The sequence below is a fragment of the Sediminibacterium roseum genome (assembly GCF_009939005.1).
GTDB classification, from domain to species: Bacteria; Bacteroidota; Bacteroidia; order Chitinophagales; family Chitinophagaceae; genus Sediminibacterium; species Sediminibacterium roseum.
The window spans coordinates 222,759-244,425 of record NZ_JAACJS010000015.1; the positions used below are offsets into that span (position 1 = coordinate 222,759).

Here is a 21,667-nt window from a genome sequence, read left to right on the forward strand (position 1 = left end):
TCATGATACAAAAAACAAGAATTGCCCTGGCCTTTTTATCGCTGCTTTTATCGTCCGCGATTTTTGCGAATGAAAAAACGGCGCCCGACAACCGGAGTTATTATGAGATCAAACTCTTTCGTGTAGCTTCCAATGAGCAGGTGGCACAGGTAGAAAATTTTTTAAAGGACGACTTCATCCCTGCATTGCATCGGGCGGGCATCGGGAAAACAGGTGTGTACCACCCGATCGGCAACGATACGGCTGTTGACAAACGTGTTTACCTGTTCATCCCGCTGCGGTCACTGGAGGATCTGAATATGATCGAAGAATTGACCATGACCGATGCAAAGCTGAAAGGCGCGAATGCATTTTTAGATGCCGCCTTCAATGCACCCACATTTGTAAGAACAGAGTCCATGGTATTGAAAGCATTTCCAATGATGCCGACCTATAATATTCCATCGCTCAGCGGAAACAAAACAGAAAGGGTGTATGAGTTGCGGAGCTATGAATCGGCTACGCAGCGATTGTATCGCCAGAAAGTAAAAATGTTCAATGCAGGCGGAGAGATCGCACTTTTTAAACGGCTCAATTTCAACGCCGTATTTTATGGTGAAGTGATCGCCGGAAGCCGTATGCCCAATCTCATGTACATGACCAGTTTCAACAACAAGGCAGACCGGGACGAACACTGGAAAAAATTTGGAGAAGATCCTGAATGGATGAAGTTGAAAGTAGTTCCCGAATACCTGAACACAGTTTCGAGGAACGAGACCATCCTTTTGAATCCTGCGGAGTTTTCGGAATTGTAACGACAAGTATACAAGAAGCGGAAGACAAGGATCGGGAAAACAGTTGCTTTTGCAACACCTGTTTTCCCGATCCTTGTCTTCTTTTTTTAAAGCCGCGCCGCTTTCGCGCTCCTGATCATCTCAACAAAATTCTGTCCCCGGGAAAGCGCTGTAATAACCTGCGCGATCCTTTTTGCCTGCGCCGCCTCCGATTTTACGCCGCCCATCCACTTGATAAAATAATTACGGTGGGATAACTTCATGGATTCATAAAATGCTTTGGCCTGGGGCTCGTCGGCAAGACATTCCATGAAACCAGGTGGTGGTTGAAGAGGCATGTTGTCTACCGCGAGCTGCACATCCAGCATCGCTCCTTTCTTTTTACCGATCGCTTTGCGCATGGTTGCATTCAGGGGAATGATGAATGTGCCTGCACCCATCGGCAACATTGCAACGCCGGCAATGCTGTGCTTATCGAGTTTTCCTTTTACGCGATAGGATGTTTTGGTGTTGGGCTTGAGCTGGTCCGCGAGATCCTGGGGAACCTCGATGTACGTCCAGCCGGTTTTCTCTCCCTGTTCATCAAATTTGCGGATGGTTGCGGTGAATCTGATCATGGTTCAATTTCGGGAAAATGGGTGAATTTCGAGCATCGTTGTTGCCACAGATTTCACGGATTTACACAGATTTTTTCAGGTTGTTTTGTACCGGAACATTCATCTGTGTAAATCCGTGAAATCTGTGGCAATAAAAAAGGGCCCGGAAAAAAATCCGAACCCTTTACCATTCACACATCACACTCACTTGTTGTCGTCTTCATTTCTGAAAACAACAACTCCATCAAACACATCTACCAACACTGTCTTTGTTTTGTCAATGTCGCCTGCCAATATTTTTTTACTCAGCGCGTTAATAATCTGTTTCTGGATCAGCCTTTTCAAGGGCCTTGCACCAAACTGCGGATCGTAACCCTGCTCTGCTAAAAACTCGAGCAGGTAATCGCTGAATTTCAGGTTGATCCCGTTTGTCGCTACCAAATGTTTCAGTCCCTCCAACTGTATCTTCACGATGCCTTCGATCTGCTTTTTCATCAGCGGGCTGAACATGATGATCTCATCCACACGGTTCAGGAACTCCGGACGTATCGTTTGACGCAGCAAAGCCATCACTTCTGATTTTGCTTTATCGGTAACCTCGTCTACATTTTTTTCGTTCACTTTTTCAAAAGCATCCTGTATCAGGTGGCTTCCGATATTGCTGGTCATGATGATGATCGTGTTCTTGAAATTCACCACGCGCCCTTTGTTGTCTGTAAGCCGGCCGTCGTCCAAAACCTGCAACAATATGTTCCATACATCAGGGTGTGCTTTTTCAATTTCATCCAGCAGTACAACGCTGTATGGTTTGCGGCGCACGGCTTCGGTGAGCTGGCCGCCTTCATCATATCCAACATAACCCGGAGGCGCTCCTACCAGGCGTGAAACGGTGTGTTTTTCCTGGTATTCGCTCATGTCGATGCGCGTCATCATGCTCTCATCATCGAACAGGTAATCGGCCAGTGCTTTTGCCAGTTCCGTTTTACCAACACCGGTGGTTCCGAGAAATATGAAGGAACCGATCGGTTTTTTTGGATCCTGCAATCCTGCGCGGCTCCTGCGTATCGCATCGGCTACCGCGGTGATGGCTTCTTCCTGTCCAACCACGCGCTCGTGCAACTCTTCTTCCAGGTTCAACAGTTTCTCCCGTTCGCTCTGCAACATTTTGGCAACGGGTATACCGGTTGCTTTTGCCACATTCGCGGCTATATCGTCTGCATCCACTTCCTCTTTCAACAGACGTTTGTCTGTAGAACTTTCTATCTGCGCCGTGATCTCGCTGATCAGCTTCTCCTGTTCCTTGATCTTTCCGTACCTGATCTCAGCTACTTTTCCATATTCGCCATTGCGTTCGGCCTGGTCGGCTTCCTGCTTCAGCTGTTCAATTCCTGCTTTTGCGCTCTGTACTTTTTCTACAAGTTCCTTTTCCTGTTTCCATTTCGATTTGAGCGTATCTTTTTCCACTGCAAGGTTGCTGATCAGGATGTTGAGTTCTTTCAGCTTTGCTTCGTCGTTCTCTCTTTTGATCGCCTCACGTTCAATTTCGAGCTGGCGGATCTGCCTTTCCAGGCGGTCCAGTTCTTCCGGCATGGAGTTCATTTCAAGACGGAGTTTCGCCGCGCTCTCATCGATCAGGTCTATTGCTTTATCAGGCAAAAAACGGTCCGTCATATATCGTGTAGAAAGTTCCACGGCTGCTATGATCGCTTCGTCTTTTATGCGTACATGATGGTGCGTTTCATACCTGTCTTTCAACCCCCGTAAAATAGAGATCGCATCTTCCACCGTTGGCTCGTCTATGATCACTTTCTGGAACCGGCGTTCGAGCGCTTTGTCTTTCTCAAAATATTTCTGGTACTCGTTCAGCGTGGTTGCACCGATGGCCCGCAGTTCACCGCGTGCGAGTGCGGGTTTCAGTATGTTGGCGGCATCCATCGCCCCATCGCCGCCCCCGGCGCCGATCAGGGTATGGATCTCATCGATGAAAAGAATGATCTCCCCGTCGCTGTCCTGCACCTCCTTTACAACACCCTTCAATCTTTCTTCAAATTCTCCTTTGTACTTAGCACCGGCGATGAGTTGCCCCATGTCGAGTGCAAAAATATTTTTCGAGCGCAGGTTATCCGGCACATCTCCATTGATGATCCGCATGGCGAGCCCTTCTACGATCGCTGTTTTACCTACACCGGGTTCGCCCACCAGTATCGGGTTATTTTTGGTTCTGCGTGTAAGAATGTGCAGCGTGCGCCTGATCTCTTCGTCGCGGCCGATCACAGGGTCAAGCTTGCCCTGTCTTGCCAGCTCATTCAGGTTCTTCGCATATTTGTTGAGCGTGTTGAATTGCGTTTCCTGGGTCTGCGACTGGATCGTATTGCCTTTGCGCAGGTCCTTTATCGCCGTGATCAACCCTTTTTCTGTGAGCCCGGCAGCTTTCAGCGTTTTCGAGGTGTCATCATTCACCTGCAGTATTGCAAGCAACAGATGCTCGGGACTGATGAATTCGTCCTTGAATTCTTTCAGGGCGCTGTTTGCCTTGAGCAACACATTATTCAGGTCGCGGCTGATGTTCTGTGCGGGCTCGCCGGATTGTATTTTGGGGAGTTTTTCGATGCCTTCGTCCACCTTCGTTTCGGTGAAAGAAGTGTTAACGTTGTTTCTTTTTAAGAGAAACTCCACCGTGCTGTCTTTATCAGCCAGCAACGCTTTGAGAAGGTGGTTTGTTTCAATGTTCGGGTTACCATGGTTATAGGCAACCTGCTGGGCCGCCTGGATGGTTTCCTGGGCTTTGATGGTATAGTTGTTCAGGTTCATATCGTTTTGTGTTTGTACTTGTTTCTGTGTGTGCTTCTGTGTCTGTTTCTGTGTCCATTTTTTATTGCCACAGATTTCACGGATTTACACAGATTTTTTTAGGTTATTTTGTACCGGAACGTTCATCTGTGTAAATCCGTGAAATCTGTGGCAACCGGAAATTGTAGCGTTTTTTCAAATATCTTTAAACCCATTGCAAAACACAATCCAACCCAAAAATCCCTGTAACTATGTCCGCAAAAATTTGTTCCAACTGCTTAAAAGTCAGTGCTGTGTTGATTTTCCTGCTATTCTTTCAGTTTGCAGATGCACAGTTGAATAAGATTCCCGAAGGACTCATGAGTTTCCCCGCGATCGATAAGAAACTGGACGACGCAAAAAAGGACCTGGGCGGTTTTGTATCGGCATTGGTTTGGAAAGATGGAAAGATCATATACCAGAAAAACATCGGAACAGATTTCAATACCAAAACGCAGGTGCCGGTTGCGGCGGTAAGTGAGTGGCTGACGGCGGCGCTGGTGATGAGTTTTGTTGACCAGGGGAAAATTTCGCTGGGCGATAAAGTGAGCACCTATCTTCCATTCTTTTCAAAATATTCAAAGGGATACATTACCATCAAAGATTGTCTTGCACATTTAACAGGTATTGAATCAGAGCCGGTTCGTTTGTCGAACCTGTTCGGTAGAAAAAAATACGCCTCCCTGCAGGAAGAAGTGGAAGAGTATGCTGCTAAAAAAGAAATCCAATCCAACCCGGGGCTCGAGTTCCGCTTCAGCAATATCGGATATGCCATTGCAGGGCGTGTGCTGGAAGTGATCACCAAAAGGAGTTTCGAGCAACTCATGCAGGAGCGCATTACGCGGCCGCTGATGATGCGTAATACTTCATTTTCCAGCTTCGGAGCGGTAAACCCGGCTGCAGGCGGTATGTCAACGGCCTATGACCTTACCAATTTCCTTTCGATGCTGCTGAACAAGGGCTCATTCAACGGCAAAACAATACTCAGCGAAAAAGCGGTTACGGATATGCAAACCATTTACACAACACCCGCTATGATCAAATACGCACCGAAAGCCGGTGAAGGATACAATTATGGATTGGGCAACTGGATCGTTGAAGCCAACGAAAACAACATCGGCACAGTGCTCGCGGTGCCGGGACTAGCGGGTACCTGGACGATGATCGACAAATGCCGCGGCTATTCGCTGGTGATCGTAACCAAAGGAGACCTGGGCGATGAAAAAAGAAATTTGTGGATGGAAATTAAATCGATGCTTGATGCGCAGTTGCCTGTAACGCAATGTAAATAGGCTGCGACCCAACCATTGAGCCGTGGTCGCAGCCAATTATGGAATCACAATTGCTTCACAAAAACGATGCGGTTTCTGTCAGCCTTGTAGATCGCATCATAATATTTCACGAGCTCGGGATAAGCATCGGCCGCGAGCGTTGCGTTGTTGATGGAGTGCACCCTGATCACTTCTATTTTGTTCCCGGCTACTTTGTAACACATGCTGTAGTGGCCGAATGAATTGGCGATCTCCACATCTTTGGGTAGCGACTCAATCGCATACCCTTCGGGCATGCTGATGTTGATGGTATCTACATCCTTGTATGCCGATCTGAATTCGATCGGGTATTTTCTTTTTTCTTCAGCAGGCAACCTGCGGGTTGATTTGTTAAAAAGATTGGGTTCTACAAACAACCGTTTTCCAGAAACGGTTGCAAAATTAGGAGATGAGATCCGGAGGTATTCATCGATCACCGGCAGACGGCCCTTAATTTCTTTGTATTCAGATTTGTCAACTTTATAGGTAGGCAATCCCAATACTGAATTGAGGTATTTCTCCCGCTGTTCGGCATTTGCATCGTGGATGAGCTGGTGCTGCAGCTCCTGCTGTTCGCCGGTGAAACGCGTATTCACATCTACCACAAGGTTTCCGGCGCCGTCTATTACTGCATTGATGCTGCGCATCTGCAGGTTGTCTTCGGCGGTGTAAGTGGGGGTACTAACCACATGACCGCCATCCTCATCGATCAACAATGCTTTCCGGCCGCCGGTAAAGCTACCCATGAAACCGGCAGACTGGGTCTGGCTGGTGCATTCAAGCCAGGTGGTATCTTTCTCGCCTGGCACACAGGCGATCATATGATTGAAAGAAGAAAGTGGAAAATCTTCCTGCAGTTCCCGGACACCTTCGCCGGCATAGATCAACACTGTATTGGCTTTGATGCCTGCCTCTTTCAGCAGGCTTACCATATAATTCGAAAGCGCCTTACAATCGCCGTATTTATTAGTGGCCACATACTTCGCATCAAAGGGTTGCCATCCGCCAATACCGAGTTGTATACCGATGTACCTTGTATTGCCCTGCATGTAATTGTAGAGCCTTACGATCTTTTCATTTTTATCAGCAACGCCATCTACCAATGCATGCACATCTTTCTTTACATTATCGGGCAATACATCACGGCCTTTTGCCAGCGTTGTGTTGAACTTTCCGAAATCGAGCCAGGTATTCATGTTACCGGTATATCCCCCAAAAGAAAAATCGCTTGCGCCGATGTTCACATAAGGAACGATTTTACTGATCGGCGGGCCATAGATTTCTGATTGAACCGCTTTGTAATTTTTCAGCTCCCATGTATAGGAAGTGAGCGCTGGGGTTTTTACGGTAACGGGGTCGCCAGGTGAATTCTTCTGTTGTATACGCAATGTATAATTTGCAGGGATCTCCACGATGTAACGACTTTGCTCCACTGCGTAGGAGGTACTTTGAACGGGGTGCCAGTTCTGAAGAAAAAAACTGCCCCTCGCCTGCTGCTCGTCTTCGTACTCGATGGTGTAAGGATATTGCCGGTGATAGAAATTGTGCGCCTTAATCCTGTCGTCGTTCATCAGGCTCGCGCCATCTGAAACAGGAACATCCATGATGTCTTTTCTTTTTACAGACTGGATCTTTTTACCGGAGGCGTCATATAGGCTACCCGTGATATCACTCAACCCTTCGAGGCTGCTGTAATTGTTCTGGTACTGTGCGTACCGATCGCCTTTTTCGTTCAGGATGGTGATCGCGTAATGGCGCTTAACGATGACTTTGTCGAGCGATTTCATCGTTACACGGATCTCTTCCATCCGTTTTACCGCATTGGCGTCCTTGATAAGCGAATCCGGTATCAGCGCCACGGCATAGTTCTGCGCGCCGGCCGGCAGAAACAAAAACAACAATCCCGTTACAATTGCAAAACGCATCAGCTTTTGATTTTTTTGAAAACGATCTGTTCACCCTGTTTCTGGATCACAAAAGAGAAGAATTCGCGCAGTGATTCGTAATCTTCGTTGGCGAAATTCGCTTTGTTGAGGGCTATGCGGCAACGCATCTGCAGGCGTTCGGCCGATTTCGACACCAGGTATTCAAACATACCATCGGTGTCATTTAATTTAAACCGAACCGATTTGGGCATTTCATCTACCGCGTACCCTTTCGGTATCTCCATATTCAATATATACACTTCATTCATTTTTGAAGGCATCTCCACCGGGTAAAGCCGTCTTGCAGAGCTGAATGGATTTTTCTTCATCGCCTCGCCTAACAATGGATTGAAATACACCACGTCTTCGGTGAAATCAAATTTCAGATCATAACTCAACGAAAATGGCTCATCGTACGATCTGAGTGAATCTATTACAAGACTGCTTGCCTTTACTTCCCCGGGCAACGCTGCCGCAATGGTTTTAAGCACCTCCTCTTTCGTGCTCTTTGCCATTTTCTCGCGCATGCGGTACGACCCGCGGTCGCCATATGTTTTATTCATTGTTCTACAAATCCTTTATCATCATTAATGATGATGAGGTTGGTGACCTCTTCTTCCGTTAATGAATCTGCATCGAGTGAAACGGGTGCGGGCAGGTCGCCGAGTGTATAAGCAAGCCCGCTGTAACACAGTTCCGGCAATTTATTGAACCCGAGCATGCGGTGCGACGCGTCCAGGTAAACGGTGTTGGTGTCGCCGAATTTTGCTTCACAAACCAGGTAGTTGAACCGATCCATCAGCGGGTAGATCGGGTGTGCCTTCCCATGCGAGCGCGAACTTACCAGTACCGGGTTTGCGGTGATCGATTCGTGGCGCAGCATGGCAAGTAACAGGAGATTGATATCGCCCGTGGTGCCGCTCTTTTTTTTGAACACATCTTTCAGCGAAACACCATCACTCAACAATGTGCCGCCGTATGCGGTGCATGTAAAGTTGTCGCGAACATAGGCATAAATCTTTCTGGCCTTTTCCTCTGCCGTGGCAGCGCCTTTGGTGATCAGTTTCATATCGTCATCAAGCCAGCCATTGTTGCGTTTGAATGATCCGAAATCTTCACGCTCCATGCGCGTCTCATTCACTTTGGCCCAGCTTCCCATCACATCCTGGTAAGGACGGTTTGGAAAACGGTACTGCGCAAGCTGAAACTCGATCTTTGTGATGTGGTTATCGATCGTTGTTGTAAAGCTCTCTTCTTTCATTGCCGGGGCATCTTTTATTACCCAGGTCATGTCGTCCACAGCGCTGCTCAGGCTCTGCCTGGCAGAGCTTGTAGCATCGTCTCTCGAAGTCACCGAAAAGTTTACGTTCCTCCGTCCTGTTTTCCTGTCTGCAAACGGAAGATATCCCTGCAGCAGCGTAACATACCCGAAGAATTCAGGAATACTCACTTCATACTTGCTGTACAACACAGGGTATTTTCCCTGGAACTCCCAGGGTTGGAGATTAAAAATAAAATCAGACTGGATCGTATACGTGTACTCAATGATCGATCCTTCTTTGATGGTCGGTAATGTAAATTACTTTTCGATCCATGTTTTCGACAACCTGCTTTCAAAAACACTTTTGTTTTCCATTTTTACCGGCACCACTGCACCGTTTTCGAGGTTGTAGGTAGTGGCTCTGAGGTCCTGTAGTTTTTCGGCATCTTTTCCGTTCGAATAGAGCCGTATGAAAACTGTGGCGGCATTGAATCCATTTTTATTGAGGATCTTGACGCGCGCGTGCCGTTTGAATATGACCGAGAACCAGCCGTTGGTATTTCCTTCAAATTCTGAAGTGCCGATATCGGAGATGACTACAGCATCTGACCCTGAATCGATAACGGGAGATGTTACGTTGAAGTCGGCGGGGGTAATTTTCCCGTATTTGACATCCTGCGAGAACAGGCACGTAATAATGAACAGGCTGGCGATTGCCATAAGGGATTTCTTCATATAGTAGTTTTGGTGGTGGATACGGTTCCGGAGAAACCGTACAACAATAATATCTTATTTTTACTATTATGTTCCCCGTTGGGAACAGGAAATTTTGAGCCATCCCGAAAAAAATACCGCTATCATAAAAAATACAGCCCGGCAACTGGGCTTTTCTTATTGCGGGATAGCAAAAGCCGAACAGCTCGACAACGATGCGCGCCGTCTTGAGCAATGGCTCAGCCAGGGCATGCACGGCGGGATGCAGTACATGGAAAACCATTTCGACCTCCGGGTGGATCCGCGCAAACTGGTGCCCGGTGCCAAATCAGTGATCACGCTTTTACAGAATTATTTCCCGGGTGAACAGCAGTCGGAAGCCGCACCGCACATTGCCAAATATGCGTTCGGCAAAGACTACCACGAAGTGATCCGTGCAAAGCTCCGGCATTTTTTAAGTGTGCTGAATGAAGAGATCGGCGAGATACAGGGAAGAGGGTTTGTTGATTCAGCGCCCGTGCTCGAGCGAACCTGGGCCGTTAAAAGCGGTGCGGGTTGGGTGGGGAAAAACGGGAACCTGATCAACAAACAGAGCGGCTCTTTTTATTTTATCGCCACACTGATCGTGGATATCGAATTGCTGTACGATGACTCCTTCGCAAAAGATTTCTGCGGCAGCTGCCGCAAATGCATCGATGCTTGTCCTACAGATGCGATCCTCAACAACAAAATAGTCGACGGCAGCAAATGCATCAGCTACTACACCATCGAACTCAAAGATGCATTGATACCCGATGCATTGAAAGGTAAATTCAACAACTGGATGTTTGGCTGCGATGTTTGCCAGGATGTATGCCCATGGAACCGCTTCTCCAAACCGCACAATGAAATGCAGTTCGCACCCATTCCTGAAATACTTGATCTTTCCACCAAAGAATGGGAGGAAATGACGGAAGAAACTTTCAGATCCGTTTTCAAACATTCGCCTTTGAAACGCGCGAAATTTGAAGGCATCAAACGCAATCTTTCTTTTATCAGCCAGTAGCCTGCTCAAAAAAAACGACGAAGTGCCCTGCTATTTCTTCTTAGGAACAACAAACGAAAACCGCAAAGAACCAAACAACAGGTGATCGGATGTTTCCGAGCCGAGGCTCCTGAGTTGGTATTGGAGCGTTGGGCCCACGTACATAAAAGGTCTCTTTCCGATTGCAACATCGATACCGGTAGATAGGAACGGTTGTGCTTTTCGCAGCAGGTCGTTGTTCTTGTACAATACGCCGGTGGAATAATCGTAATGCAGGGCGTTGCTTGCGAAAAGATAATCCAGTCCGCCGCCAAACTTCCATCGCGCAGTGGTGCCGAACAGTTTGAAAGAGTGGGATAATTCTGCACCTAAGGAGACATAGTGATAACGGTTTGTGTACACAGCGCTGTCTGTATTGGCATAATAGAACCCGGAAGGAAATACAGAAGCGATGCTGTAACGGCGGCCTGTTTTGGTAGCGGTTTGCAGCAGGGAATAACCGGCAAAAAGACGGAGGTCCAGGTTTTTGTTCAATGCTTTGCCCACTTCCATGCGGAGCCCGAAGCCAAAAGCATTTCGAACTGCGGGGGCGCTGCTGCTTCCTGCTGTTGCTCCGTTACCCGGGGCCGTATTGGGCGGAGACGGATTTGCATTGGATGGGTTTGATGCAGTGGAATTCGCAAACAAGCCGTTTACCAGCGCGCTCCGGCCGATATCACCTGCAATGCTGAACTGCCATTTGCTCCTCGTTTCTTTTTTTGCGGTTGTTGTTTTTGTTGATGCAGCGGTATCACCTGGTACGGTTGGCGCATTGCCCTTTTCCGGCCCGGAAACCGGGTTGGCTGCACCTGGATTGCCTGAAATATTTTTTTCGGACGAGGTGGCCATATCATTTTTAACACCGGCAGAAACAACATCGTTTCGACTGGTGTTGGCGTCCTGTTGCCCTTTTACTGCATCGGGATCAGATGGTTTTTCGCCGCGGATACTCGCAGCCTTGTGCGCCTTTGGTTTATCCGTTCCAGAAACGCTTGTAAATGTTTGTAACCGTTTGTTTTTAAAAGCAGCTTCTACTTTCCGTTCCGCAAATTGTTTTCTTTGTTTTTGCCTGATGGAAGCGATCACATTTTTTTCGATGATTATTTTCTGTCCGGGCGCTTGTTTAGAATCGTATCCTGCTTTGGTTTCCCCGTTTTCCTTTATGGCCGCTGTTTTATCTTCTGTCCCGGTGTTGTTTCCTGTTTTGTTTTTTTGATCCGCTGCATATACTTTCTCCTGGCCTGCTCTTTGTTCTTCTTTTGTTCCAAAGGATCCCTGTTCATTCAATGCGTACCACAATGCTCCGCCGCCCAGGCCGGCAAACAACAATACCCACACCAGCCAGCGGCGTTTTTTTTCTTTGTGGAGACCGGCTTCCACGTTTTTCCATACCGCCTCATCGGGACGCATCTTCAGCGAACCGAGTTCTTCGCGAACCCGTTGTTCAAAAGATTTATCTGCCATAACTATCTTTTTTTTCGTTCTCCGAATATTTCTCCAGCCAGTTGATCAGCAGGGCCCTCGCCCTTGCGTATTGCGAGCGGCTCGTACTTTCCTTGATGCCGAGTATCTTGCCAATCTCCACGTGCGTATACCCTTCTACTGCACACAGGTTGAAAATGGTTTGGTAGCCCGGCGGCAACTGCCGCACAAGGTTGAGCAGGTCCTGCATATTGAGTTTCATCTCCGGTTCGTGGCTGGTAACGGGATGAAGATGGCTGTCTTCGAAACTGAGGTCGAGCTGGTACCGCGGTTTGCGTTTGAGGTAATTGATGGCTGTATTTACGATGATCCGCCTGATCCATGCCCCCAATTCTCCTTCCATTTTATACTGGTGAAGGTTGGTAAAGACCTTGATAAACCCCTGCTGCAACACCTCCTCCGCATCATTCATGCTTTTGGTGTAGCGGTAACAGATGCCCAGCATGCTTTCTGCATATAACTCATAGAGCTGCTTTTGGGCAACCGGGTTATTGCGTAAACATTCTTTTACCAGTTTCTGTTGGTCCATCGTGCGTGGTCTTCGTTCTCTTGACACAGTGCGGCCATGTACCGTTGCACCCTGTCAAATAAATTCCCGGCGAAATTAGGTGGTTGACGGCCGTTTGTACCCTACAGATGGATGAACGATGAATGGCCGTGGCGGCAGGTCGTTTTTTAATATGGGCGAGCGATCGAGCGGAATCCCGCGCAGTGGCCGGAGCGGCAATTTCCTGAACCCGATGCTCCGGGCCCTCAACCCGCAGCCACCGCATGCCGATACCCGTTACATTTGCACCATGAGTTTATCCGAAAGAGACCAGCATGTGATCTGGCACCCCTTCACGCAGCAAAAAAACATGCTCCCCCCCGTGCCCATTACCAAAGCATCGGGTAGTATTCTGTTTGCTGAAAACGGGAGCCGTTACATCGATGCCATCAGCAGCTGGTGGGTCACCTTGCATGGACACGCCCATCCCTACATCGCCGAAAAAATATACAGGCAGGCACTGGAGCTCGAGCAGGTGATCTTTGCCGGTTTTACACATGAGCCCGCCGTACGGCTCGCAGAACGCCTGCTGCCCTTGTTGCCGGGTGATTTTACGAGGATTTTTTACAGCGACAACGGCTCCACATCCACAGAAGTGGCGCTTAAAATGAGTATTCAATACTGGTGGAACAGGGAAGAAAAGAAACGCAGGAAGATCATCGCGTTTACAAACGCCTACCATGGCGACACATTCGGCGCCATGAGCGTGAGCGACAGGAGCGTGTTCACCCTCGCGTTCCACGATCACCTGTTTGAAGTTGTCTTTATCGATGTACCTACTGCCGATAACATCGCTTCGCTGAAAGGCATCATTCAACAGCACCAATCGGAAACTGCGGCTTTTATTTATGAACCATTGGTACAGGGCGCGGGCGGAATGAAGATGTATGATGCGCAATGGATGGATGAATTACTCACCACGGTTAAAAACGCCGGCATCATCTGCATTGCAGACGAAGTGATGACGGGATTCGGGCGCACCGGCAAACTTTTTGCCAGCGAATACCTCTCGCAGAAACCGGACATCATCTGCCTGAGCAAGGGCCTCACCGGTGGAACAATGGCCCTTGGCGTAACGGCGTGTACCAACAGGATCTACGAGGCCTATGTAAACGACGATAAATACAAGACATTTTTTCACGGCCATTCATTTACTGCAAACCCGCTGGCCTGTACAGCAGCGCTGGCCAGCCTTGACCTGCTGGAAAAAGAAGGCTGTTTTGAAAGGATCAATGCCATCACGAGGTTGAACAGCGCATTCGCGGGCAAACTGCAGGACCGGGCCAATACCAAGGATGTAAGAACCCTGGGCACGCTGCTCGCATTCGAGATCACAAAAGGAAAAGACGAATACCTGAACAACATCAGTTCTTCCATTACAAAAATGGCCATGGACAATGGTGTTTACCTGCGACCACTGGGCAACACGGTATACATCATGCCACCGTATTGCATTACCGGGGAAGAACTGGAGAAAGTGTACGAGGTATTGGGGTCGGTTGTGGAGACGGATTGGTAAGCATGGCGCAATGGATGCAAGGGGCCGGCATTCGGTATTTCATTTCACGATTGACGGTCAGCGACTGACACAGTTAGCGCACCACGCTGTTGCCTGTCTTTTCGGTGAGCGCTTTGAGATTGTTCAGGTTTGTCTCCATCATGGTACCGAGGATCTTGTCGTTCATCATCGATCCGAACCTTTCCCATGGGTACCATTTGATCTTTTGTTCGAACTGCCATTGCACGATCATTGTTTTCTGCGTGGAATCGCCGATCACATGAACCGTACTGAGCTGCGTGTTGCCGCTTTTTGTTTTCCAGGTTGAAACAACGGTGGTATCGGTTATGCTTGTAATGTCTACGGTCGTTCCGGCGAGTTCGGCATGCCTGGGCGAGCTTATTTTGATGGATGGGGATTGTTTCATTCCATCCATCCATTCCTGCCATTGTTCAATGCTCTCCAGGTAAGGCATAATGGAATCCCTGGGCGCGGAAACATTTACCGCCCGCGACACCAGCACCATCGAAGGCAGCAGCAAGCCGATAAACGACGCGATCGCAAAAAGCGATACGATACTAAAGAATACGAGCCTGAGCAGTTTTATCATTTTATTCCCACTTGAATGTTTTAAATGCAACGGCATATACCACTACTGCCCAGATGCCGAGAATGCCGATCTCCTTCCAGCAACTGGCAAGGCTCGCGCCCTCAAAGGCAATGTTGCGCATCGCGTTGTTGAAATGCGTTAGCGGCAACACCTTGCAGATCGGTTGCAACCACGATGGGAAGGCCTCGATCGAAAAAAAAGTTCCCGCCAGCAAAAACTGCGGCAACGTGATGAGGTTGGCAAATGGCGGGATGGTGCTTTCGTTTTTTGCGATACTGCTGACGATAAAACCAAATCCCATGAACAGGATCAGTGCAATAAAACTCAGCGTCATGATCGAGAGAAAGGTCTGCAAACCATGCACCAGCGTGAACTTGAAGAAAAGATGCCCTACGCCGATGATGATCACCGCTGTAAGCATCTGGAAAATGACCCGGCTCAGCGCCTCGCCCAAAACAATATACGAACGCTTGATGGGCGTTGCATAAAACCGTTTCAACACCAGCTGCTGCCGCAGGTTGAAAAACAAAAACGCCACACCAAACACGCCTGAACTCAGCAGAGAAAAGCCAAGCTGTCCCGGTAAAATAAAATCGATCGTGCGGTAGATTCTTCCTGGTATTTTTTTGATCTCGTTGCTGATCATTGCCACCGTTGGCGCATCTGCATACAACCGCTGGTTGATGTTTGCGATGCGGGCATTCAGGATTGATTGCAACACCTGCAGGTTCTGCGGGTTCACCGCTTCTGAACTTACCAGCGTGATCTTATAGGGAGGATTGCTCAACCCGGACTTTTCAATCTTTATGATCGCCGTTACCCTTCCGCGTTCAAGGTCTTCCTTTACTTCTGCGTCGGATTCGTTTACAATGTTGAGGCCGGCTATTCCGCGCAGTGCAGGGTATATCTCATTGGTTGTATCGGTATTTTTATCAAACGCCACATTGAGCGAGATCCTGCTTCCACCCCCGATGAAACCAAATACCAATATAAAGATCAATGGAAACGCAATACTGAACACCACAGCCGATGGGCTCCTGAAAATCCCCAGTAAACTCCCTTTCGTAATGGCCATCATGGCCCTGAACTGGCTGTACTCCTTTTTCATAGCAGTCTGATTGTGCAACAAAACTATAAGGTTTGTGGATTGGGCCGGATTTTATTTTGTTTTTTTTGTTGTCGATTGAAACGAACGCAAATCAATTGAGATCGATCTTAAACGGCATCCTCGCCTGTGTGGTGCCAATCATCTGTTTTATGTTCTTCAGCTCCTGCAGGGTCTTGTACTCACTCTCCCCTATTTCTTCCTTGATCATTTTCGTTTTTACAGACCGTTTGTAGTTGTTCATGATCCTTTCAAACAACGACTTTTTCTCCGGGTATTCCCTCAAACGGTACTCCTTTATTTTAGCCATCCGCGCAGCGCAATCGATCGCATCCTGTAGTGTTCCTATTCTATCTACAAGGCCGGCTTCGAGCCCACGCGCGCCGGTCCACACCCTTCCCTGTGCAATGCTGCTCACATAAGCCGTGTCTTTTTTCCTTCCTTCCGATACACGTGTTTTGAACGTGGCATAGATCGAATCCGTACCCGCCTGCAGGAACCTTTTTTCGGTTTCGGTAAGCGGCCTGTCTCCGTTACCCATGTCTGCATAAGGCGCTGTTTTTACACGGTCGGAAGTAATGCCCAGTTTGTTTTTCAGGAACGACTGGTAATTGAGTACGATGCTGAACACACCGATCGATCCCGTGATGGTATTGGCATTTGCAAAAACCGAATCTGCATTACACGAAATATAATAACCGCCCGATGCGGCCACATCGCCCATACTTACCACTACGGGCTTTGTTTTTCGCGCAAGTGTGATTTCGCGCCAGATCACATCGCTCGCCAGCGCGCTTCCGCCGGGTGAGTTTACACGGAACACGATCGCTTTTACCTCTTCATCGAGCCGCGCCTTGCGGATGATGTTCCTGAATTCATCGCTGCCCACCTGCCCTTCGTCGCCGCTTCCCGAAACAATATCGCCATCTGCATAGATCAACGCGATCTTTCCATCGCCGCTGTAATTTTTATAATCAGCCGATTTTGCATAGTCTCCGAAGGTCACAAAATTGATCCTGTCGCGGTCGCCGAGCTTAAGTTTGGCAAGTAACTCTTTTTTCAGCTGGTCATCGTAGCGCAACCCGTCTACCAATCCATTTGTAAACGCATCATGGGCCGTTTGTATCGTTCCGTTCACGGCGAGCGACCTGAGTTTTGCGGTATCTGTTTTTCTTGCGGCAGCGGCGGTATTGAGGAACTCGCTGTACAGGTCGCCCAGCCAGACCGCGGTTTGCAGGCGGTTCGCTTCGGTCATCTGTGTTTCGCGCAGCGGCTCGGTGGCGCTTTTGAACTTGCCTGCATAAAAGATCTGTGGCTGTATCTCCAGTTTATCGAGTGTACCCTTGAAGAACAAAAGGTTTACGGCAAAACCGGACCAGTCTAATCCACCCTGCGGGTGACAATAGATCTTATCCGCTACATTGCCCAGGTAATATCCTTTTTGGGTGATCGTTTCGCCGTAGGCGATCATGAATTTCTTAGCCGTTTTAAAATCAAGCAACGCCTTCCGCAATTCTTCGCTTGCGGCATAGCCGTTCACATTGTTGTCGCACAAAATATAGATGCCTTTGATGGCAGAGTCTGATTTTGCATGACGGATCAATCGCACCATTTCATAAAGGGAAGGCGGTTCGTTGTCGCCGTCTTTGAGAAAATTGAAAGGGCTGTGTTCTACCTGTTCCTTAAAGTTATTGGAGAGATCGAGTACCAGCACGGCATTGTTTCCTACGATCACTTTTTCTTCGGATGCGGCATTGGAGATCACACCGATCAATACAAATATGCCGATCACCGAAAAAATGATCAGCGCGAGAAGGGTGGCAAAAAATATTTTGAAGAATTGCTTCATACGGTTCGGGTATTGATGTTGAATTTAAAGATATTTGTCCTGACCATCCCCCTCGTTTTATGCATACGGCGTATTTGTTGATAGGCGGCAACATGGGTAACCGATCGGGTTACCTGCAACAGGCAACCGGGCTGATCAATGAATATTGCGGCAATATCGTTCATTATTCCTCTATTTACGAAACGGCCGCCTGGGGAGTGGAGGACCAGCCTTCTTTTTACAACCAGGCGCTCGCATTGGAAACCACGCTCGAGCCGGAGGCACTGATGCAAAAGTTACTGGATATAGAGGAGCAGATGGGGCGGCGAAGGACCATGAAGATGGGCCCGCGCATCATAGACCTGGATATTTTGCTGATCGATGAGCTGGTAATTTCGGGGAGGTTATTAACATTGCCCCATCCGGCATTGCCGCAGCGGAGGTTTGCGCTGTTGCCGCTGAACGAAATAGCGGCGGGCATTGTACACCCCGTTTTACACAAAACCATCGCCCGTTTACTGGAAGAATGTACCGACCCGCTGGATGTGCAAAAAAAATCAGCGCACGCTGGTTGATGGCGGTTAATTTTGACCATCATCGAGGAAACATTCATGAAACACCATTTTATTACGGTTGAAGGGAACATCGGCGTTGGCAAAACCACTTTAACGCACCTGCTTGCCAAACATTTTAACGCACGGTTGATATTGGAGGAATTTGCAGACAACCCTTTCCTGCCTAAATTTTACGAGAGCCCGGAACAATACGCATTTCCGCTCGAACTGTTTTTTATGGCAGAACGCTACAAGCAATTGAAAGAAATGGTGCATACGAAAGACCTGTTTCAAAGTGTGACCGTTTCGGATTACCTGTTCACCAAATGCCTTTTGTTCGCAAAAGTGAATTTGCCGGAGGAAGAGTTCAGGTTGTACCAGAAGTTGTTCGACATCATTCACCAGCAACTTGCATTCCCTGATATATTGATCTACCTGCATGCACCGGTGCAGAAACTGCAGGCAAACATCCGGAAACGCAACCGTTCGTATGAGCAGTCGATCCCCGATGAGTACCTGTTCAACATACAGGAAACCTATACCAGTTACATCAAACAACACAACATCAAAACCATTTTCATCGATGCGAGTAATGCGGATTTCCTGGGGAATGAAAAACATTTCCAGACGGTGCTCGATGCATTGGAAAAAGATTTCGACGACGGGCAACATTATTTCAGTTTGCCGTAATGAAGCCAAAGCTTTAAGCTGCAGGCTTTGGGCTTTTAAGGAAAACACCAACTCAAAAAGCATGTAGCCCCAAATGGAAAAAAACAACCCATTCGCATCGATAGGGATCCCGGAATTCAGAAACCTGCTGGTGGGGCGTTTTCTGTTCATCACAGGTTTGCGCATGATGAGTACCTTGCTCAACTGGTGGATCTTTCATCTTACTTCAAAAGCGTACGCGATCGGCATCATCGGGTTGTCTGAATTTTTACCGGCCTTTATTTTCGCCCTGTATGCCGGCCATGTGATCGATATCAGTGAAAAAAGAAAAATATTGTTGAGGGGCGTGGCCCTGTATTTGACAACAGCGCTTGTTTTCCTTGTGTTGTCAACCTCGTTCACCGCGGAAAGGTTAACCTCGCACTGGATCGCTGTCTGCATTTACATCACCGTATTTTTCACCGGCGTGATCCGTGCGTTTACGGGTCCGACCTTCAATGTAATGCTTGCCAGCATCGTTCCCAAACCCATTCTGCAGAATGCCACTACCTGGAACCAGGGCACATGGCTCTCAGCTTCTGTTACGGGCCATGCGGCAGGCGGGTTCCTGATTGCCTATGCCGGTATCACCAACACATTGGTATGCATCTGCCTGCTGATCCTTTCTTCGTTTTTTGTGATGTACCAGCTTAAGAAAAAGCCGGCGCTGAATGTGAAAGGTGAAAAGAAAACATGGGACAGTGTAATAGAGGGTCTCCAGTTTGTCTTCAAAACCAAGGAGCTGCTTGGCGCGCTTTCGCTCGATCTTTTTGCGGTGTTGTTCGGCGGTGCGGTGGCGATGATCCCCGTATACACGGCGCTGATCCTGAAAGTGAGCCCGGTGGCGTATGGCTGGCTCAATGCAGCATCCGATATAGGTTCTGTATGCATCGTGATATTGATGACCCTGTTCCCGCTCCAGCGAAAGCAGGGCATGAAATTATTGTATGCGGTGGGCGGCTTCGGATTGTGCATCATTATTTTTGCCGTTTCGCGCAATTTCTGGTTGTCCTTCGCCGCGCTGATGATCAGTGGAATGCTGGATGGGATCAGCGTGGTGATCCGCGGTACCATTATGCAGCTGAAAACGCCCGACCACATGCGCGGGAGGGTTTCGAGCGTTAATTCCATGTTCATCAATTCCAGCAATGAGCTGGGGCAGTTTGAAAGCGGCATCTCTGCGCAATTGCTCGGCAATGTTCCTTCCGTGATCTTTGGCGGTTGCATGACCCTGCTGGTGGTGGTAACCACCTGGTTCAAGGCGCCTAGCCTGCGGAAGATGGAGTATTAGGTTGGTGCAGGATTTTTTATGAGATGTTTGCACAACACGCAGTTTTCGGTCGTAACTTGCTTGTCCCGTTTTATCCTAAAACCACACAACTATGCAACGTCGTTCGTTCCTGCGCACAACCGGTTTAACGGCCGGGTTGATGGCGCTTTCATCCAAAGAAATTTTTGCAACGCTTTTACAGCAGCCAGCCTACAAGATCAAGATGCTCCGTGGCGATGTGGGCATTTTTTCAGAGAAAGGCGGTACCATTGGTTTTTACCAATCGCCCGACGGTTACGTAGTGATCGATTCACAATTCGCAGATTCGGCGCAGCATGCGATCAGTGAACTGAAAAAGCTGAAAGACCAACCCTTTAAGTTCCTCATCAACACGCACCACCATGGCGATCATACGGGGGGAAACATCGCGTTCAAGGGACTGGCCGAGCATGTGGTTGGGCACGAGAACTGCCTTGCCAATTACAAACGTGTAACGGAAAAAACGGCCGACAGGCAATTGTACCAGGACATGACCTTTGGCGATACCTGGAAGCAAAAGATCGGCAACGAAAGCATCCGCACGTATTATTTTGGGGCCGCGCATACCAATGGCGATGCGATCATCCATTTTGAAAAATCAAACATCGCGCATATGGGCGACCTGGTATTCAACCAGCTTCCGCCTTATATAGACAGAAGCGCGGGCGCAAGCATAAAGAACTGGATCCAGGTTTTACAGAAAACGCGTCAAACATTCAACAACGATACACTGTTCATTTTTGGCCATGCGGGAAACCCCGACAATGTAACCGGCGGCAAGGCGGAGATCGCAGCATTCGAGGATTATCTTACGAAACTGCTCGCGTTCACGAGTGAGCAGATCAAGGCGGGTAAGACCAGGGAAGAGATCATCAAGATCAAGGACATACCGGGCATCAGCTGGCCAAACAGCGGCGCGGAAAGGGTATTTACTGCGGCATACGACGAGCTTACTTCGTAACGCGCAGGTTTTCCAGTACATAGAAAACAATCGGGCAGAACGTTGAATTCTTCAGCGTGATCGCGGGCCGTTTGATGATCACATCTTCATCTGTATAAGGGAAGCGGTGACAGTCAGACGGCCTTGCTTCGTATATACTGCAGAAATTATCCGCACCAAGAAAAGGGCAGGGTTTTGAGCGCACAACATAATCGCCCTCGGTATCAAGGGTTAGATAGGTTTCGATGAACGTGCCCTCCTTCATCCCTAAAAACTTGCTGATGCGCTTGATATCGGGTGTTTTGAAACGGGGCGAATAGTTCTTGCAGCAATTGGCGCACTGGAGGCAGTCGATCTTTTCAAAAGCCTCTTCGTGCAGGGAGGGCAATTGTTTGAGCACCTTGTTCTTATCGGCCCGCTGTAGGAACTGTTTGTAAAGCTTCTGGTGCTCAGCGCTTCTTTTCTCCCAATGATCTAAATTCACTTCGCTCATACGATACTTAACATTCAATTGATGGGTTATGTGCGGGCAAACGCGTTATTTTGTGCGGGCAAGGTAAGAAGAATAGAATTAGGAGCCCGGCATATATCATCCCGGCCCGGTTCTGGCTTCAA

20 protein-coding genes are annotated in these 21,667 nt (G+C 48.4%); 8 read left to right on the forward strand and 12 right to left on the reverse strand.

The annotated features are described in order from the left end of the window. Positions 1 to 2 precede the first annotated feature (2 nt). Complete coding sequence (locus GWC95_RS12090) at positions 3 to 794, forward strand: NIPSNAP family protein (protein ID WP_161818987.1); 792 nt, start codon at positions 3 to 5, stop codon at positions 792 to 794. Between the two features lie 86 nt (positions 795 to 880). Here the strand turns inward: GWC95_RS12090 and GWC95_RS12095 are convergent, their stop codons facing one another. Together GWC95_RS12095 and clpB are read right to left on the reverse strand one after the other, a co-directional pair. Then, complete coding sequence (locus tag GWC95_RS12095) at positions 881 to 1,390, reverse strand: YdeI/OmpD-associated family protein (protein ID WP_161818988.1); 510 nt, start codon at positions 1,388 to 1,390, stop codon at positions 881 to 883. 183 nt (positions 1,391 to 1,573) lie between these two features. Next, the gene (gene clpB, locus GWC95_RS12100) at positions 1,574 to 4,180 is read right to left on the reverse strand and encodes an ATP-dependent chaperone ClpB (RefSeq protein WP_161818989.1); all 2,607 of its coding nucleotides are present in this window, start codon (positions 4,178 to 4,180) and stop codon (positions 1,574 to 1,576) included. Between the two features lie 272 nt (positions 4,181 to 4,452). On the opposite strand from clpB, the gene GWC95_RS12105 reads away from it, so the two are divergent. Beyond that, on the forward strand, positions 4,453 to 5,490 hold the full coding sequence (locus tag GWC95_RS12105; RefSeq protein ID WP_161818990.1) for a serine hydrolase domain-containing protein: 1,038 nt from the start codon (positions 4,453 to 4,455) through the stop codon (positions 5,488 to 5,490). 44 nt (positions 5,491 to 5,534) lie between these two features. On the opposite strand, the gene GWC95_RS12110 is transcribed toward GWC95_RS12105, so the two are convergent. From GWC95_RS12110 to GWC95_RS12125, 4 genes are all read right to left on the reverse strand, one after another. Then, positions 5,535 to 7,433, reverse strand: coding sequence for a DUF3857 domain-containing protein (locus tag GWC95_RS12110; protein ID WP_161818991.1), 1,899 nt, complete (start codon positions 7,431 to 7,433; stop codon positions 5,535 to 5,537). After that, entirely contained in the window at positions 7,433 to 7,996 is a 564-nt protein-coding gene (locus tag GWC95_RS12115) for a hypothetical protein (protein ID WP_161818992.1), read from the reverse strand. The genes GWC95_RS12110 and GWC95_RS12115 overlap by 1 nt, the downstream gene beginning before the upstream one ends. Further along, positions 7,993 to 8,901: a transglutaminase-like domain-containing protein gene (locus GWC95_RS12120; protein WP_161818993.1), complete on the reverse strand. Its 909-nt coding sequence runs from the start codon at positions 8,899 to 8,901 to the stop codon at positions 7,993 to 7,995. Before GWC95_RS12120 ends, GWC95_RS12115 begins: the two co-directional genes overlap by 4 nt. 111 nt (positions 8,902 to 9,012) lie before the next feature. Further along, positions 9,013 to 9,429 (reverse strand): hypothetical protein, encoded by a 417-nt coding sequence (locus GWC95_RS12125; protein WP_161818994.1) that lies wholly within the window; start codon positions 9,427 to 9,429, stop codon positions 9,013 to 9,015. A gap of 94 nt (positions 9,430 to 9,523) precedes the next feature. Between GWC95_RS12125 and queG the strand changes: the two genes are divergently transcribed. Next, on the forward strand, positions 9,524 to 10,453 hold the full coding sequence (queG, locus tag GWC95_RS12130; RefSeq protein WP_161818995.1) for a tRNA epoxyqueuosine(34) reductase QueG: 930 nt from the start codon (positions 9,524 to 9,526) through the stop codon (positions 10,451 to 10,453). 30 nt (positions 10,454 to 10,483) lie between these two features. Here the strand turns inward: queG and GWC95_RS12135 are convergent, their stop codons facing one another. Together GWC95_RS12135 and GWC95_RS12140 are read right to left on the reverse strand one after the other, a co-directional pair. Continuing rightward, positions 10,484 to 11,935, reverse strand: coding sequence for a hypothetical protein (locus GWC95_RS12135; protein ID WP_161818996.1), 1,452 nt, complete (start codon positions 11,933 to 11,935; stop codon positions 10,484 to 10,486). Continuing rightward, the gene (locus GWC95_RS12140; protein WP_161818997.1) at positions 11,925 to 12,482 is read right to left on the reverse strand and encodes an RNA polymerase sigma factor; all 558 of its coding nucleotides are present in this window, start codon (positions 12,480 to 12,482) and stop codon (positions 11,925 to 11,927) included. Before GWC95_RS12140 ends, GWC95_RS12135 begins: the two co-directional genes overlap by 11 nt. Positions 12,483 to 12,750: 268 nt before the next feature. Between GWC95_RS12140 and bioA the strand changes: the two genes are divergently transcribed. Next, entirely contained in the window at positions 12,751 to 14,019 is a 1,269-nt protein-coding gene (bioA, locus tag GWC95_RS12145; protein WP_161818998.1) for an adenosylmethionine--8-amino-7-oxononanoate transaminase, read from the forward strand. 73 nt (positions 14,020 to 14,092) lie between these two features. Here the strand turns inward: bioA and GWC95_RS12150 are convergent, their stop codons facing one another. From GWC95_RS12150 to sppA, 3 genes are all read right to left on the reverse strand, one after another. After that, a complete protein-coding gene (locus GWC95_RS12150; RefSeq protein ID WP_161818999.1) occupies positions 14,093 to 14,608 on the reverse strand; it encodes an SRPBCC family protein in 516 nt (171 codons plus the stop codon). 1 nt (position 14,609) lies between these two features. Beyond that, on the reverse strand, positions 14,610 to 15,716 hold the full coding sequence (locus GWC95_RS12155; RefSeq protein WP_161819000.1) for an ABC transporter permease: 1,107 nt from the start codon (positions 15,714 to 15,716) through the stop codon (positions 14,610 to 14,612). Between the two features lie 91 nt (positions 15,717 to 15,807). Then, positions 15,808 to 17,562 carry a signal peptide peptidase SppA gene (gene sppA, locus GWC95_RS12160; protein ID WP_161819001.1) on the reverse strand — a complete coding sequence of 585 codons (1,755 nt, stop codon included), beginning with the start codon at positions 17,560 to 17,562 and terminating at the stop codon, positions 15,808 to 15,810. A gap of 59 nt (positions 17,563 to 17,621) precedes the next feature. Here sppA and folK point away from each other — a divergent pair, with 59 nt between their 5' ends. From folK to GWC95_RS12180, 4 genes are all read left to right on the forward strand, one after another. Beyond that, the gene (gene folK, locus GWC95_RS12165; protein WP_161819002.1) at positions 17,622 to 18,116 is read left to right on the forward strand and encodes a 2-amino-4-hydroxy-6-hydroxymethyldihydropteridine diphosphokinase; all 495 of its coding nucleotides are present in this window, start codon (positions 17,622 to 17,624) and stop codon (positions 18,114 to 18,116) included. 36 nt (positions 18,117 to 18,152) lie between these two features. Continuing rightward, a complete protein-coding gene (locus GWC95_RS12170; protein ID WP_161819003.1) occupies positions 18,153 to 18,785 on the forward strand; it encodes a deoxynucleoside kinase in 633 nt (210 codons plus the stop codon). Positions 18,786 to 18,858: 73 nt separating this feature from the next. Beyond that, the gene (locus GWC95_RS12175; protein ID WP_161819004.1) at positions 18,859 to 20,094 is read left to right on the forward strand and encodes an MFS transporter; all 1,236 of its coding nucleotides are present in this window, start codon (positions 18,859 to 18,861) and stop codon (positions 20,092 to 20,094) included. A gap of 91 nt (positions 20,095 to 20,185) precedes the next feature. Further along, the gene (locus tag GWC95_RS12180) at positions 20,186 to 21,073 is read left to right on the forward strand and encodes an MBL fold metallo-hydrolase (RefSeq protein ID WP_161819005.1); all 888 of its coding nucleotides are present in this window, start codon (positions 20,186 to 20,188) and stop codon (positions 21,071 to 21,073) included. Here GWC95_RS12180 and GWC95_RS12185 read toward each other — a convergent pair. After that, complete coding sequence (locus GWC95_RS12185) at positions 21,063 to 21,563, reverse strand: YkgJ family cysteine cluster protein (RefSeq protein WP_237722147.1); 501 nt, start codon at positions 21,561 to 21,563, stop codon at positions 21,063 to 21,065. The two genes, GWC95_RS12180 and GWC95_RS12185, sit on opposite strands and share 11 nt — an antisense overlap. Positions 21,564 to 21,667: the final 104 nt, after the last annotated feature.